The organism is Nostoc sp. DedQUE04, from assembly GCF_034530995.1.
In the GTDB taxonomy this organism is placed as follows: domain Bacteria; phylum Cyanobacteriota; class Cyanobacteriia; order Cyanobacteriales; family Nostocaceae; genus Nostoc.
Map to the genome: position 1 here is coordinate 199816 of NZ_JAVRCA010000004.1, position 16734 is coordinate 216549.

The window sequence follows — 16734 nt, forward strand, 5'->3', positions numbered from 1 at the left end:
AGTTGATAAAATACTTTAACCATTTTTACTTGTAACTCTAATTAGGAAACGCAAAGCTTCATTTACTGCTTCCGAATTGGGAAACATTTGGGCAACATCAGGTTCTAAAAAAACTGTCAACTTTTCAATATTATAAAAATTATATTCACCATTTATTATATTGGTTTCTACAAAATCCTGATTTGATTGAGGGTTATTCTGTATTATGGTTGTTTGGCAAGATGCAGCATTTAATTTATTAGCTAGTGATTCCCAACTAGTAACTTTCAGATTAAAGTGAGCCTTTGCATCCCGTAATGTTTTAAACTGTTGCTTTAGAAAATCAATAGTGTAAATATGCTTTTGATATACCTGTTTCTCTACATTTAGGTCTGACTCAACCATATCAACTACTTCATTAATAAGTCGGTCATGATTTTCGGCAATTTGAGCAGCAGCGCCTAAAATTCGAGAAGTTGCTGTTATCTGTACATCTGTCTCTTGTTTAAGGCGATCGGCAATACTGCGAATTTGATCTCCCAGCCTCGCTTTACTTTGTTTTTGCGTGGTAGGTAGTAATTTTTTGTTCATGAGTATGCTTGTTTATTCAGAAAGTATGTCTTTAATTGCCAGCCAGATGCGTTTAAATTTTTGTACTACACCTATAGGATTATTAGTTGTTTCTTCTTCCACCGAATCAACTAAAGATTGAATTCTATCCATACGCTCTGCAACAACGTAAAGACTATTTACTGCTTCATCTTTACTTGCTAAAGAGTCACACAATAGCACAACCATCTGAGCAATTTCTCGTTTTAGTTTTTCATTCTCGGCTTTCCGGCGCGTTTCCCATCCCTTAATACTAGCTTTGGAACGACGCTCATGTTTGAGTTCTGCTTTAGCCTCATTGTATAAAGTCAAATACATTTCTCGTTCAGAGTTGGCTGTATCATATTTGGTAAGCAATTCAGTTGCTCTGGCTTTTTCTTCATTGTAGAGACAAAGTGTTTGTTGATGACTTTGTTGCTCATCAATATAGAAGCGATAATTTTGAGTGACTTGCTCTTTTAGCTCATTAGCTTCGAGTTGACAAGTTTGAATCTCTCGCTGGTGAACATGAACTAACTGGGATATTTTCGCTTTTTCTTCGTTGTAGAGGTAGAGCGTTTTTTGATGATTCTCTTGCTCATCAATATAGAAGAGATAATTTTGAGTGAATCGGTCTTTTAGCTCATTAGCCTCAATTTGATAAGTTTGAATTTCTTGCTGAATATGAACCAGTTGTGATGCAGCTTCCTTTACACGTTGTTCTGCTTCATCGCGTTGAGATGCAGCTTCCTCATTTTCTTTCGCACGTTGTTGCCATTCATCGCGTTGAGATGTAGCTTCCTCTAGATTGGCGCGAACAGTCATCAATGACTGTTTAAGTTCATGATAAGAAACTGGTTCTTTTTGTCGTGAGCGAGGATTATTAACAGCGTTGATCTAATCACGACCTCTGCGATTTGTGCTTTTCATTATAATAATTTAAGTTCCTATCTGAGCATTTTTGATATTTAAGTATATTGAGTTTAGCCGAGATGAACTAATTGAAGTGTGATCTCGGTTCTACTGGTAATATGATCTGACTCTGAGTTGAGATATATTTTATTCTGTCTCAGACACTCAAATTCCCATACGTGCGTTCTCCAAGAGCTAGAGATGATATTGGGCTTCATAAGCAAGCTAGGCTCCAAAAGGCGAAGGATAATAAGCCTCAAAGCCTTTTCCCTTGTAGCAATTACGAATTACGTTAGCATTGAGAAAACTGGATGCTTTACAAACACAATAGAAGACAATAATTTATGATTCAAGCCTTACGCAAAGTAGTTACATTTGATGAATTTGTTGCTAAATATCCTGACAACACGGGAAAACGTTATGAATTGCATGATGGAGTAATTGTAGAAATGCCGCAACCCACGGGCGATCATGAAGAGGTAGTTGGTTTTTTAGCCTTTGAAATTACTAGAGAGTGTATTCGTTTAAATCTCCCCTATTTCATACCTAAAACAGCATTAGTCAAACCGCCTGAAAATGAATCGGCTTACTCATCAGATGTGCTGATATTAAATCGCCCTAATTTGGTAAATGAACCTCTGTGGAAAAAAGAATCTACTGTAAGTCAAGCGGAATCAATACCCTTAGTAGTTGAGGTAGTAAGTAGCAATTGGCGTGATGATTATTTAAAAAAAGCTGCTGATTATGAGGGTGTAGGCATCCCAGAATACTGGATTGTAGATTATGCTGCTTTAGGCGGTAGGCGATTTATTGGCAACCCCAAACAACCAACAGTCTCGCTTTTCACTTTAATTGAGGGAGAATATCAAGTCAGCCAGTTTCAAGGTAGCGATCGCATTATCTCACCTCTTTTCCCCGAATTAAACTTAACCGCCGAACAAATTTTTCAAGCTGGTGGATACCCTGTATAGTTATTACACTGTTAGAAAAGAGCGATTTCCGTTACAGACGAAATTTGTTGTCGCAGATTCTTCAGTAAATCTAAAGTTTTTTGGTAAGCAACTTTTTTTCCTTGCTGTTCATAGTACTCAGATGCTTTTTGTAAATCAGATATAGCTCCTAAGTGATATCCTAAGCGATACTGAGCTACTCCCCGATTAACATAAGCTTGACCATTACTGGGATTAAGTCTGATGACTTGCGAAAAATCACGCACTGCACCCAAGTCATCTCCATTTCGGCCGCACACACAAGCCCGGTTAAAGTATGCTCTATAATCGTTAGCATTGAGGCGAATTGCTAGATTAAAATCGAGCATCGCAGCTTGGATATCTTGCAAGACAAAATGCGCTAAACCTCGGTCATTATATATATCTGCAAGCAGTAAGCTGCTGATTCGAGGAATTTGAGTTAGGGCTAAATTAAAGTCAAGAATTGCCTCTGAGTCTTTCCCATCACCAGCACGGGCTAGCGCTCGGTTGTAATAGGCTCGAAAATCGGAGGGTTTAAGTGCGATCGCTCGATTATGATCGACAATGGCAGCTGGATAATCCCCTTGTCTGTAGTGTGCTACTCCCCGGTTCAGATAAGCCTCGAAGTTATCCGGTGCAAAATTTATCGCTTGGGTGCAATCTGCGATCGCTTGATGGTAATCTTGTAATTGCAGATAAGCAAGACAGCGATCGCTATAAGCTACAGCCAAATCTTTCTTAAGTTCAATCGCCTGGTTGAAATTCTCTATTGCTTCCTGATAATCACCGCGCCGCATCTTATCTACACCCAACTCTAAGAAATCACCCGCTATTATTTGGGTAATTAAAATGGGTGAAGAATGTGCAGGTAAAGTCAAAAAAGTCAGAGGAAAAGCAATAATTATACTGAAAAATAATCGCCAGAAATTACTCATAATACCAAATGAGGATAGGTAGTATTGTTTGATATTTTTGGAACAGTCTTTTTATAAAGACTATTAATCCAAAATCCTAAATTGGTATATGCATCCTGTTTGATAATTGCGGCAACTCTAAGAGGATGTCTGAGAAGTATTAAATATTTCGTCCGATCCCCCCTAGCCCCCCTTGAAAAGTGGGGAAAACTTCTAAAAGTCCCCCTTTTTAAGGGGGATTTAGGGGGATCTACAAGTCTCGAATACAACACTAAAAAGTTTTCAGACATCCTCTAAGATTAGCGGGACAGAAAGCCCCGCCAATTGTTAATTTTTGAAGTTAAATTTTAGTCTACTTCCAACCATTATCTGCTTGTGAAAGCACATAAGCCGCTACATCTTCAATTTGGTTAGACTTCAAACGTTTGCCGAAAGCGGGCATAGCATTTTTACCTTTTGTAACCTGGGAAATAATCGCCTCTGCTGAGTACAAACCATTCTTTTGCAAAGCCTCCTTCTTCAGGTTTTTGTCAGCTTGAACCAAATTCTTTCCTCCTGCGTGACAAGAGGCACAATTGGCACTAAATACTTTAGCTCCACTAGCAGCATCTGCTGCCAATGCTGGACTACTGAAGGCAAATGTGAAGATTGCTATGCCTAACAGTATGACTGTAATCATTTTTTTCATTTCGTGTTCTCTCTGCAATAACGGCTTATTCGGTGCAATATCCTCCATAATTGTCAGTTGAGCCGCTGCCATAGTCAAATGACAAGCTGTCAAACTTAGCCCAAAAATTTTTTAAATTTTGCTTAATAAAAATTTTCAATTACGTCTGTAATTGCATCATGAAGAATTCTGCGTTGATTCCCCGTTCTATGATTAAGATATCCGTAAGCAACTGCCACTTACAATACTTTGCAGGAAGTGTTTTTAAAATTTCACCATGCAATCCTAAAGATTATAAACCTGCAGTTATTTAAGTATATTTTATAATAATGAAATGCTGAAAAAACTTATATTTTACGTATTGATATAGTAATTCAGTTTGATTACCGAATTTACTTACGTGGGCGGCAAACAGGAAATAGGAAAAAAGGCATAGCTCCGTACTGAGTCTATCAAATAGGAGTCCTAGCTCGCTAAATTATAATTATGAAAATTTAGTAAATTCTACTGATTACCATAAAACTACTGCAAGAACCCAAATTTATTTTTCGTGCAGATCCCTTACAGGATGTTTAAAAAATCGTAAAGTATGCCAGAAATACCGCTTCCATTTTTTTTCCCATTGGCGTCAGCCTATCATCAGACAAGCAAACAGAGGTTTTTAAACCCTCATTTAACCCACATTTACTTGTAGGGAATGGGGTAGAAAGGTTAAGTTTCCGAGGCTTAGAAGTTACCAAAAATACTTTTCAAACATCCTCTGAGATTAATGGGATAGATTCAACTATAGTCGGTTGATTTAGCTCGATCGGGTTTCTCAATTTTTACTAATGAATTGTGATAATTCAAGTTAATTAGGGAAAAATAAACTCAGGTTATCCAATAGCAACTTTTATGCTAGAGAATCGAGTCGATGTTCCCGGCTATCGAATTGGTGAGAGAATTTACACCAGCAGTCGCACTCTGGTTTACCGAGCTTTGCGAGAGAGCGATCAAACTGCTGTTGCGATCAAACTTCTTAAAAATTGTTATCCCAGTCTGATTGAGTTGGCTCAATTCAAAAATCAGTACACAATTACGAAAATCTTAAATGTTCCTGGGGTTGTTCGGATCTATAGCCTGGAAAATTGTCATAATCGACCCGCTCTGATCTTAGAAGACTTTGGCGGAATTTCTTTGAAGGAGTATGCTGACACTTGGAGACAGGGATTCAGAAAGGTAGCAAGTGAGGAAAATATCTCACGCTTTTGTCCTGAGTTTTTGAGCGAGTTTTTACAGATTGCGATCGCACTTGCTGATATCCTGGCCGATCTCTACCATCACCAAGTTATCCATAAGGATATCAAACCCGCCAATATCCTGATAAATCCGACTACAAAGGAGGTTAAACTCATTGACTTTAGCATTGCTTCACTGCTACCAAGAGTTAACCAACTTTCAACCAGCCCGACTGTTTTAGAAGGAACCCTTGCCTATATCTCGCCCGAACAAACCGGACGAATGAATCGGGGAATTGATTACCGCACTGACTTCTATTCTCTGGGAGTCACTTTCTATGAACTCTTAACTGGGCGATTACCATTTCAATCCGATGATTTGATGGAATTGGTGCATTGTCACATAGCGAAACAACCACCACTTTTAGGGAATAGAGAAGAGATTCCTCAAATTCTCTGTGATATCGTCATGAAACTGATGGCGAAAAATGCTGAAGACCGCTATCAGAATGCATTAGGGCTAAAGCACGATCTACAAATTTGTTTGGAACAATTGCAGGAGAGTGGAAATATTATCCCATTTCAGCTAGGGCATAAGGACGTTTGCGATCGCTTTACAATTCCCGAAAAACTCTATGGACGGGAAGCAGAAGTGGCAATGCTACTAGCAACCTTTGAACGGGTGCGCCAGGGAACTTCTGAAATCATTCTGGTGGCAGGTTCCTCTGGTATTGGGAAAACGGCAATTGTCAACGAAGTTCACAAACCGATCGCCCGTCAGCGCGGATACTTTATCAAAGGCAAATTCGATCAATTTAATCGGAATATTCCCTTTTTTGCTTTGGTGCAAGCATTCCGGGACTTAATGGCACAACTGCTGACAGAGAGCGATGCTCAAATTGACCAGTGGAAGACCCAAATTTTATCTACATTGGGTGAAAGTGGTCAAGTGATTATTGAGGTGATTCCAGAACTCGAACGAATCATTGGCAAACAGCCCTCTGTGCCGGAATTATCGGGTACTGCTGTCCAAAGCCGCTTCAATTTGCTATTTCAGAAATTCATTCAAGTATTCACAACTCAAGAGCATCCCCTGGTCATTTTCCTCGATGATTTACAGTGGGCAGACTTGGCTTCTTTAAAACTGATGCATCTGTTGATGAGTGAAGCCAATAACTCTTATTTGTTAGTGATTGGAGCATATCGAGATAATGAGGTTTCTTCTGCACATCCCTTGATGTTGACCATTGAGGAGATGCGTCAAGAGGCGATTACAGTTAGCAGTATTGTCCTTTCTGCCCTTACCGAAGCCGACCTAAATCAACTGATTGCAGATACGCTGAAATATTCAGCAGAACAAGCAATTGCGATCGCCAATTTGGTGTATCAAAAGACCAAAGGTAATCCATTTTTCACGAACCAGTTTCTCAAATCGCTGCATGAAGATGGACTGATCGCCTTTGCCAGCAGAACAGGCGATTGGCAGTGCAATCTTGCTCAAATCCGGGCGCTTTCTTTTACAGAAGATATTGTAGAGTTTGTGGTGCTGCAACTCCAAAAATTGCGATCGCAGACGCAGGATGTTCTCAAACTGGCCGCCTGTGTTGGCAATCAGTTTGATTTAGAAACCCTATCGATTGTCTATGAAAAATCTCCAGCCCAAACCGCAGCAGATTTGTGGCCAGCTCTCAAGGATGGATTAATTTTGCCCGGTGGTGAAGGGTATACATTCTTTCAGAATGAGTCTGTTGTCATAGATGATTTGACAAACGATCGCGGATCGATAACTATTACCTACAAATTCTTCCACGATCGCATTCAACAAGCCGCTTATTCACTAATTCCAGCCAACCAAAAACCAGCAACTCATCTGAAGATTGGTCAATTGCTGTTGAGTAATACCCCGGAAACTGAGCAAGAATTGCTGATTTTTGAAATTGTCAACCAATTGAATCTTGGCAAAGAACTGATTGTATCTGTACCCGATCGCGATCGACTGGCACAACTTAACCTACTCGCAGGAAAAAAAGCTAAATCTACTACATCATACCAGGTAGCAATTGAGTATTTAACTACCGGGATTGATTTATTGAGATCCGACTGTTGGCACACTCAATATGAATTGGCTCTAGTACTGCACGAATCAGCCGCCGAAGCTGCTTACCTTTGTGGTGCCCACGAACAGATGGAGCAATTGGCTCAAACAGTAATGCAGCAAGCCAAAACTTCACTAGATCAAATCAGCATTTACGAAACCCAAATTCAGGCGTATACAACTCAAAATAATGTAATAGGCGCGATCGCGATCGCTCGCCAGGGAATGAGTCTGTTCGGCGTGGTTTTTCCCGAAACATCTACCCCCGAAGATATTCAGCAAGCCCTTCAGGAAACTGCTGCCTTAATTAACGGGCGTGATATTGCTTCCTTGGTTGACTTACCCCTGATGACGGCAAAAGACAAGCTGGCTGTTAACCGAATTGTGGCAAACGTTGCTCCAGCCGTTTACACCGCCGAACCAAATCTGTTTCCCCTAGTCATCCTGTCACAAGTCAAAGCATCAATTCAGTATGGCAATGCTCCATTTTCTGCCTTCTGTTATGCCGCCTATGGCATTCTGTTAAACGGAATTCTCCAAGATATTGAAAAAGCCTATCTCTTTGGCAACCTGGCTTTGGCATTAACTGACAAATTTAATATTACTGACATCAAACCTACTGTATTTTATGTTACAGGTGCTTTTATCACCTATTTGAAGTCTCCCCTACAAAAATCTTTACAGCTGATACTGGAGGGCTACAAAATTGCTCTGGAAACTAGAAATGTATATTACGTTGCCTTCAATACGAAAGACATCTGTCAGTATTCTTATTTTTTGGGACGAGAACTGAAATCGTTAGAGGAAGATATCCGGGCTTACTGTCATGTTTTGGAAAATTTTAGGCAAGACATGGTTCTTAACTACTGCCGTGTCTTTTGGCAAACAGTTTTGAATTTGCTCGGCAAGGCTGAAAATCCCTGTATTTTAACGGGTGAGGTACTTGATGAAGCAAAATTTTTGACTCAAATGCATAATGCGAACGACTTGGTGGGGCCTCACTACTTCTGGCTACACAAGTTGATTCTCTGTTATTTGTTTGAAAACATCTCTCAAGCAGTGGAAACAGCTGCTCAAGCTAGAGTTTATCTAGTTGCAGGCACGGGCTATGCTACTGTGCAGATGTTTTATTTTTATGATTCATTGACGGCTCTGGCAGAATATTCTACAGCTACGGGCGATCGCCGAGAAATATTACTGGAGCGGGTGAGAGAAAACCAGGAAAAAATGAAGACATGGGCGCACCACGCACCCATGAATTATTTGCACAAATTTGAACTAGTAAAAGCCGAAGAATGCCGAGTCTTGGGACTGATGGCGCAGGCTGTGGATCTTTATGATCGCGCGATCGCTGGGGCAAAAGTCAATGGATACATTCAAGAAGTTGCCCTCGCCAATGAATTGGCTGCCCGATTTTACTTGGAATGGCACAAAGAAACGTTGGCGTACCACTTTGTAGAAGCAAGTTACGCGCACCGTTCCCCAGGAAAGCACACGGAAGGTATGGCTCAAATTTACTTGATGAATGCCTATTACAGTTACCTAAAATGGGGAGCTGTAGCCAAAGTCAAACAGTTGGAGAGCCAATATCCTCAATTCTTGGCTATGAGCCTTCAGGAGGAGGAAAATCCTTCTACAGACCCTAGCCTCACCACTACAATCGGATTCACACACACTAGTTCCAGTGGGACTGAAGCGTTAGATTTAGTAACGGTGATGAAAGCCTCTCATGCATTGGCTGGAGAAATTGAGTTAGAAAAGCTGTTGACAACCTTGATGCGAGTTGTAAGCGAAAATGCTGGGGCTGAAAAATCAGTAATTTTGCTGCTTCAAGAGGATAATTGGGTGGTTGCAGCTCAAAGAAGCAGCAAAGCGATCGTCGAAGAGGAGCGATCTATGCCTTTGCATGAAAGCCTTGGGGGAAATCTGCACTCATTGCCTCTTTCAGCCAGTCAGGATATTCCTAAAACGGTAGTGAACTATGTCTCGCGTACCTCCGAAACCTTAGTGCTAGATGATGCCCGCAAAGAAACCACCTTTGCCAACGATCCCTATATTATTCAATGGCAACCTAAAAGCTTGCTATGTACGCCTATTCACAATCGCGGCCAGATCGTTGGCATCCTATACCTAGAAAACAGTTTGACGACTGGAGCCTTTACCCAAAACCGTCTTGAAGTTTTGCGGCTGCTCACAGTACAAGCTGCCATCTCGCTGCAAAATGCCATGTTTTATAACAATCTTGCCGTAGCAAAAGCCCAACTAGAGGATTACAGCCATACCTTGGAGCAAAAGGTAGAGCAGAGAACTTTTGAGTTGAATGATAAAAATCAGCATCTCTCGGAAACTTTAGAACAACTGCAACACACCCAAAGCCAACTGATTCAAACTGAAAAAATGTCTTCATTGGGGCAAATGGTGGCAGGTATCGCTCACGAAATTAACAACCCGATTAACTTTATCTATGGCAACGTCACCTATACCAATGAATATTGTCAAAATTTGCTGCACTTGGTCGATCTGTATCAACACTACTATCCTCAACCATTTGCTGAGATTCAAGAAGAACTAGAGGCCATAGATTTAAACTTCCTCAAATCTGACCTCCAAAAATTACTGCAATCAATGAAACTAGGAGCAGATCGCATCCGCCAGATTGTTCTTTCTCTCCGCAATTTCTCGCGCCTGGATGAGGCTGAAATGAAAACTGTCAATCTTCATGAAGGTATTGACAGCACCTTGTTAATTTTACAGCACCGTCTAGAAGAGAAAACATACCGCCCCGCAATTAATGTGATTAAAGAATATGCCCAACTGCCTGAAGTAAATTGCTACGCCAGTCAGATCAATCAAGTATTTATGAATATTCTTAGCAATGCTATTGATGCATTAGATTCATTATTCACAACTGAACATACACAAACAAAAATCCCCACCATCGAAATTCGTACCAAAATGACTGAGGCTGATACAATAACCATTCAAATTGTAGATAATGGGTCTGGTATGTCTGAAAAGGTGAAGCAGCATTTATTTGACCCATTTTTCACAACAAAGCCTATTGGCACAGGAACAGGCTTAGGATTATCGATTAGCTACTCTATTGTAGAAAAACATCGGGGACGACTAAGTGTAATCTCGGAGCTAGGAAAAGGAGCAGAGTTTTCCCTCTCTATTCCATCAAATTCAGTAAAGTGAAAAGTTCTAAGATCGGGTTTAGCACGTCAGAGTAATGGCATCTCAATCAAGCTTGACTTTTTGTAATTAAAAATTAAAAATGTAATTTTTTACAACACAACCTATAATTTAACAGTATCTTTTTCCCTGAGAAAAATTTAAAGATAAAACAAGACAATTTTTATCTTGTTTCATCTTTAAATTTTTATTTAACAGATCCTAACTGAGTAAGTGCATGTTCTGTAACACGACAAATTCGCCAATCATCTAATATAGAGGCTCCCATACTACGGTAAAATGCTTGGGCTGACTCGTTCCAATCTAAGACACTCCACTCTAATCGCCCACAATCACGTTCTACAGCTATCTGAGCGACTTTAGTCAACAGAGCCTTACCAATACCTTGCCTACGATATTCTGGTAAAACAAATAAATCTTCCAGATAAATTCCCGGCTTAGTCAGAAATGTTGAATAATTATGAAAAAACAGCGCAAAACCAACAGCTTGACCCGCAGATTCCGCTAATATTGCCTCTATATACCTTTGCGAACCAAATAAATGCTCCTGAAGTGCTAGAGCATTGCCAGTAACAGCGTGAGATAATTTTTCATATTCTGCAAGTCCCTCAATTAATTTAAACAATACGCTGCAATCGGCTGTTTGGGCAAAACGCACAATCAAATTGCTATCCGAAGTCATTCGTCTATAGTCCATAGTTTATAGTCCATAGTCTATAGGCAACTGGGCAATTTTTTTGAGTATTGACTAAATAAGAGCCGAAAAACGCTACAAAACGCCCGATTTTTGCGAATTGCAAAGCTAATTAAGTTTCAGATTGCATCTCTATCTTGAGCAATGAGATTAAATCAACCAACCTTTTAAGCGTTTAGCTATGTGAGGACGGCGCAATTTCCGCATGGCTTTGCTTTGAATTTGACGCACTCGTTCGCGAGAAAGATTGAACATATTGCCAACTTCTTCTAAAGTACATGGTTCACTGGTTGTCAAACCATAACGCAGAGAAATCACATCTTTCTCTCGTGGAGTTAACACATCACCCAAGACTTCCCAAATCTCCTGACGCATCATGTTTTCATTCATTTTTGCTTCAGGAGACAAGTTATCTTCATCTTCTAGCAAATCCATCAATTCCGTATCTTCTTCTTTACCGACGCGGTGGTTTAGAGAAAGTGCTTGTCGCCGTAGCTGTTGTAGCTGACGTAGTTGTTGCACGCTAATCTCTAAATATTCTGCCATTTCACCTTCGGTAGGATTACGACAGAGTTTTTGTTTGAGTTCGCGTTGAGCTTTTTTTAGCTTGTTAAGCTTTTCAACAATATGAATCGGTAGCCGAATTGTTCGCGCATCGTTAGCGATCGCTCTGGTAATCGCTTGTCTAATCCACCAATAGGCGTAAGTAGAAAACTTATATCCTTTATCGGGATCGAATTTTTCTGTAGCGCGATTTAAACCCATTGCTCCTTCTTGAATTAAATCCAGAAAAGGCACTCCCCGATTTAAATATCGCTTGGCGATAGACACTACCAATCTCAAGTTAGAGCGAATCATTTTGCGTTTTGCTACTCTCCCTTGATACAAGCGATTTTCTAGTTGCTTTTCCGTCATCCCTAACTCGGAAGCCACTTCTAATTTGCTAGCTTCATGTTCCAGTTTTAACTCTAAAGCCGCTTGTATTTCTCTAAATTCCTCTATAAACCTAACTCGCCGCGCTAACTCTACTTCTTCATCAGCTTTTAAAAGCGGATAACGTGCCATTTCTTTAAAAAATGCGCCAACAGCATCATCATGTTCGGTTTTGTTGTATCCTGAAGGACGAGCCGCCGCCATGTCATCTCCATCGCGTTCGTCCGATTCCAGATTTTCTACTACAATTGGAGATTCTTCTTCTGCCACTGCATTTAAACTATCGAGTGATGGTTCTTCGATATCAGCAGCATTCTCCAGTATTTCCATTTTTCCCAATTCAACAATATTCATATTTTCCTTTAGGGATTGTTGCTTTGTTTGGTACATAATTCATTTACACCTACTCGTTTGAGGCTTGGTAGTTTTCCCTAATGGACGATGCACCCGTAAAGAATAGCGAAATATAAGCTGATGCTAATTTGTCTACAGAAATAAAAATCGGCATCTACCTAGTATTTATAGGTTACACTTATATACAACCTATAACGAAACTGACCTTAGCACCCAATAAAACTTTTTTTTAGATTCCCAACAGATATATTCTTCATTTTTTTCGGAATTATCAAATATGTCAAACCCCCCTCAAACTTTCTCAACCTTAACAAATATAAAAATTTCAGCTAATCATCCAAATATCTTAAAGTTTCATATATTTTTCTAAATATTTATAATGTTTTAGGCGCTGGAGTCCACTGTAGAAAAGGAATACCTACTAATGGGTTTACGCATTCCCGATCTGATTTCCAGTTACCTACACAATCCAAATTACAAGAGTAAGAGCTTAATTTCGATCCGATATTACTTTGTATAAAAGCATCTCATATACAGAAAGGGTTGAATATCTACCGATAGGCGGAAAAAGGCTACTCCATATTTAGTAGATAGAGTAACTGTTGCAGCAATAGCCGACATGCTTTTATTTGTATAGTGGGCACCAAATATTTATTGCATATATAGTTGATACGAATTTGTCTAGTAGATTACATAAGAGGAAAATTATCAAGTATTATGAAGAATAACAGTATTGAGAAATACCATTTAAATTTAAGAAAGCGAAAAACTAAAGTTTAGTTAGCTAGGTTGATTTTGACCAGCTATGTGAAGGAAATATTTAATTATAAAATCAGCAAGTATGTATATTAATGACATAAAAATATCTCCTTTAGTGGTAAGTGAACCGAATGAATCATATAAGTCAGGTGAAACTGTTAATCGGTGGGTTGAGGTATTGGTAAACTGTCCAGGAACCTCAACAGAATTAGAGAAAGGGGAAAAACTGTATACGTATCGATTACCTGCCAAGTTAGAAGTAAAACCAGGGGATATTTTAAGCGTGCCAGTAAATGGGCAACAAATGGGAGGGGTAGCCATTCGGTTATTAGCAAAACTCCCAGCAGATTTACAACTCGAAAAAATCTGGGATGTGGAAGATGTTATCCAAAGAGATTTCTTCCGCGATAGCTACTGGACTTTAATGGAACGGGTGTCGCAGTATTACTATACACAACTGATTCAGGTGATACGTATCGCGTTGCCGCCTGGGTTACTGGGACGCTCGCAGCGTCGTATCCGCTTGACTATAGCTGGTGCAGCGGTATCTATTAACACTAATCCTAATGCTTGGTTAGATACACCTTTGATGCGTGTCATTCACCAGCCTTATTCTCACCTAATTAAGTTTTATTTATTCAACACAATTCAAAATAATTATTTGGTTAAAATTCTGGCTTTGTTAAGCTTTCAAGCTTTAGTGCACAAAGTTAACAATACAGATGCTAATAAAATTTTGCAACTCCTACAACAACAATCAGAGGGCGATTATAGCTTTCGGTACTTACAAGGTCAAGTCCAACGAGCTTACCAGGGAGTCCGCGAACTATTGCGACGAGGTTTAGTAGAAAGCTACTTAGAACCACCACGACTAACTCGACCAAAATTGCAAAAAGCAGTTACGCTCACAGGTACAATTGACCAAGAGTTAACTACTCGCCAACGAGAGATTTTAGAAGTGCTGCGGCGGCGTGGTGGCGAGTTATGGTTAAATGAGTTCTTACAGATTTGTAAAACAACTACCCCTACCCTGAAAGGGCTAGAGGAAAAAGGCTACATCGTCATCGAAGAACGGGAAGTTTTGCGAACCGAACAAGGCCCAACTTTAGTAGGCGATGGTGCTAAATCTTTAACTACAGCTCAAGCTAGTGCCTTAGCGACAATCCAGACATTAGATGAATTTGCTCAAGTTTTATTGCATGGGGTGACAGGTTCAGGAAAAACCGAAGTATATTTGCAAGCGATCGCACCTCTCCTCAATCAAGGTAAATCTGCCTTGGTTTTAGTCCCAGAAATTGGACTTACACCCCAGCTAACCGATCGTTTTCGCGCCCGTTTTGGTAATAAAGTTAGCGTTTATCACAGCGCCCTTTCAGATGGTGAACGTTATGACACTTGGCGACAAATGCTTACCGGAGAACCCCAAGTTGTCATTGGTACTCGCAGCGCCGTTTTCGCCCCTTTGCCCAACTTGGGTTTAATTATTTTAGATGAAGAACACGATAGCAGCTTTAAACAAGATTCCCCCATACCCACCTACCACGCCCGCACTGTTGCCCAGTGGCGAGCCGAATTAGAAAATTGCCCTTTGGTGTTGGGTTCCGCTACGCCTTCATTGGAAACTTGGGTAAGCGTGAGGAGGCAGGGGAGCAGGGGAGCAGGGGAGCAGGGGAGCAGAGGGGCAGGGGGAGAATTCGTAACTCCTCACTCCTCACTCCTAACTCCTAACTCCTCACTCAGCACTCAGCACTCAGCACTCAGCACTCATTATTTAAGCTTGCCCGAACGCATTAATTCTCGCCCTTTACCGCCTGTGGAAATTGTCGATATGCGGCAAGAGTTGCAACAGGGAAATCGTTCTATATTTAGTAGATCGCTGCAAACAGCTTTAGAGGAGTTGCAAGAAAGAAAACAACAGGGAATTTTATTTATCCATCGCCGGGGACACAGTACTTTTGTTTCTTGCCGCAGTTGTGGATATGTATTAGAATGTCCGCACTGTGATGTGTCGCTGGCGTATCACCACACCGAAGAAAAAGCGCCGGAATTATTGCGGTGTCATTATTGTAATTATGCGCGATCGCACCCCAAATTTTGCCCTGATTGTAGTTCCCCTTATCTAAAATTTTTCGGTAGCGGTACTCAACGGGTAACGCAGGAACTAGCAAGGCAGTTCCCAGAGTTGCGCTTGATTCGTTTTGATAGCGATACCACCCGCAATAAAGGCTCCCATCGTACCCTACTTACTCGGTTTGCCAACGGCGAAGCAGATTTGTTAGTCGGTACGCAAATGCTCACTAAAGGTTTAGATTTACCACAGGTGACACTTGTGGGTGTTGTCGCCGCCGATGGATTACTAAATTTATCAGATTATCGCGCCAGCGAACGAGCGTTTCAAACCTTGACTCAAGTCGCTGGACGTGCTGGTAGAGGTGAAGATCCCGGTAGAGTGATTGTGCAGACTTATACTACCGAGCATCAAGTAATTGCAGCAGTGCGATCGCACGATTATCAATCTTTCTCTCAAGCTGAATTGGAACAACGCCAAGCACTCAATTATCCTCCATACGGGCGGTTAATTTTGTTGCGTTTGAGTAGTCTCGACCCGATTCAAGTGCAAAATACAGCGCAAGTTATTGCTACAGCCTTGAGTACAGAAGAAGAATTCGAGATATTGGGCCCAGCACCAGCGAGTGTTTTACGAGTAGCTAATCGTTATCGCTGGCAAATATTGATTAAATTTGCCCCTGATGCCTTACCGCGATTACCAGATTGGGAAGAAGTGCGATCGCTTTGTCCTTCATCTGTAAGTTTAACTATTGATGTAGACCCGTTAAATATTATGTGATCGTTATGCGATCGTAAATTACTACCCCACCCAGTTGCGCACTGATAAATAAAGCTGATTTGCTTAGTAATTAAGTTAATCTCTGCATAATCCACCTTCAGATAGATGAGTGAATTAAAATATCATATTATTACAAAGGTAAGTATAAATATTGAAAAATTTTTCCTGATTTACTGTCAAACTTATATCATGTTCGGCTGATTACTTAATAAAATATCTCCATGTTCGTGTTGGGTTTCATTATTGTTAAACACAACATAAATATGGATAAAATATTGGGTTTTGTTTTTCAAAGGCCACTTGCTTGGTTGTCGAGAAACCCCCAGATGTTCGCGGTAGCATCTTTAAGAGTTGCTGTGCTATTGGCGTATCCTTATAGGGAAGCAAGCTACGCCTAGCGTCTCCCTTTGGGAGAAGAGAAGGCTTTACGCTGCACTATTGCCCTTGCTGGTTCCCCAAACTATAGATATTACAAACATTCAACTAGCTTGATATTGCTTTTGTATTAACAGCACTGATAAAAATGAACTCTGCCAGCACCAATTCATATCGTATCCATTTAAAGACTTATCATTAAGACGGCAAGGGTTAGGGGGAAAAGAGTTTCC

At 40.5% G+C, this 16734-nt stretch carries 9 protein-coding genes; 3 read left to right on the top strand and 6 right to left on the bottom strand.

The features are described 5' to 3' along the window. Positions 1–15: 15 nt before the first annotated feature. Complete coding sequence (locus RM049_RS04505) at positions 16–570, bottom strand: hypothetical protein (RefSeq protein ID WP_322703317.1); 555 nt, start codon at positions 568–570, stop codon at positions 16–18. A gap of 12 nt (positions 571–582) precedes the next feature. After that, complete coding sequence (locus tag RM049_RS04510; protein ID WP_322703318.1) at positions 583–1392, bottom strand: hypothetical protein; 810 nt, start codon at positions 1390–1392, stop codon at positions 583–585. A gap of 431 nt (positions 1393–1823) precedes the next feature. Here RM049_RS04510 and RM049_RS04515 point away from each other — a divergent pair, with 431 nt between their 5' ends. Further along, entirely contained in the window at positions 1824–2450 is a 627-nt protein-coding gene (locus tag RM049_RS04515; protein WP_322703319.1) for a Uma2 family endonuclease, read from the top strand. Positions 2451–2461: 11 nt separating this feature from the next. On the opposite strand, the gene RM049_RS04520 is transcribed toward RM049_RS04515, so the two are convergent. Then, positions 2462–3385, bottom strand: coding sequence for a tetratricopeptide repeat protein (locus tag RM049_RS04520; protein ID WP_322703320.1), 924 nt, complete (start codon positions 3383–3385; stop codon positions 2462–2464). 331 nt (positions 3386–3716) lie between these two features. Then, positions 3717–4052 (bottom strand): cytochrome c6 PetJ, encoded by a 336-nt coding sequence (petJ, locus tag RM049_RS04525; RefSeq protein ID WP_322670045.1) that lies wholly within the window; start codon positions 4050–4052, stop codon positions 3717–3719. Between the two features lie 873 nt (positions 4053–4925). Here petJ and RM049_RS04530 point away from each other — a divergent pair. After that, complete coding sequence (locus RM049_RS04530) at positions 4926–10541, top strand: AAA family ATPase (protein ID WP_322703321.1); 5616 nt, start codon at positions 4926–4928, stop codon at positions 10539–10541. A gap of 184 nt (positions 10542–10725) precedes the next feature. Here RM049_RS04530 and RM049_RS04535 read toward each other — a convergent pair whose 3' ends face one another. Beyond that, positions 10726–11220 (bottom strand): GNAT family N-acetyltransferase, encoded by a 495-nt coding sequence (locus RM049_RS04535; RefSeq protein ID WP_322703322.1) that lies wholly within the window; start codon positions 11218–11220, stop codon positions 10726–10728. A 162-nt stretch (positions 11221–11382) separates the two neighbouring features. Then, the gene (locus RM049_RS04540; protein WP_322669931.1) at positions 11383–12555 is read right to left on the bottom strand and encodes an RpoD/SigA family RNA polymerase sigma factor; all 1173 of its coding nucleotides are present in this window, start codon (positions 12553–12555) and stop codon (positions 11383–11385) included. An 805-nt stretch (positions 12556–13360) separates the two neighbouring features. Here RM049_RS04540 and priA point away from each other — a divergent pair. Further along, positions 13361–16126: a primosomal protein N' gene (priA, locus tag RM049_RS04545; protein ID WP_322703323.1), complete on the top strand. Its 2766-nt coding sequence runs from the start codon at positions 13361–13363 to the stop codon at positions 16124–16126. Positions 16127–16734: the final 608 nt, after the last annotated feature.

What these genes read in the sequence shown, in the direction of transcription:
- priA (WP_322703323.1), top strand. Translation starts at nt 13,361, where the DNA reads ATGTATATTAATGACATAAAAATATCTCCTTTAGTGGTAAGTGAACCG.
- RM049_RS04530 (WP_322703321.1), top strand. Translation starts at nt 4,926, where the DNA reads ATGCTAGAGAATCGAGTCGATGTTCCCGGCTATCGAATTGGTGAGAGA.
- RM049_RS04505 (WP_322703317.1), bottom strand. Translation starts at nt 570, where the DNA reads ATGAACAAAAAATTACTACCTACCACGCAAAAACAAAGTAAAGCGAGG.
- RM049_RS04540 (WP_322669931.1), bottom strand. Translation starts at nt 12,555, where the DNA reads ATGTACCAAACAAAGCAACAATCCCTAAAGGAAAATATGAATATTGTT.
- petJ (WP_322670045.1), bottom strand. Translation starts at nt 4,052, where the DNA reads ATGAAAAAAATGATTACAGTCATACTGTTAGGCATAGCAATCTTCACA.
- RM049_RS04535 (WP_322703322.1), bottom strand. Translation starts at nt 11,220, where the DNA reads ATGACTTCGGATAGCAATTTGATTGTGCGTTTTGCCCAAACAGCCGAT.
- RM049_RS04510 (WP_322703318.1), bottom strand. Translation starts at nt 1,392, where the DNA reads ATGACTGTTCGCGCCAATCTAGAGGAAGCTACATCTCAACGCGATGAA.
- RM049_RS04515 (WP_322703319.1), top strand. Translation starts at nt 1,824, where the DNA reads ATGATTCAAGCCTTACGCAAAGTAGTTACATTTGATGAATTTGTTGCT.
- RM049_RS04520 (WP_322703320.1), bottom strand. Translation starts at nt 3,385, where the DNA reads ATGAGTAATTTCTGGCGATTATTTTTCAGTATAATTATTGCTTTTCCT.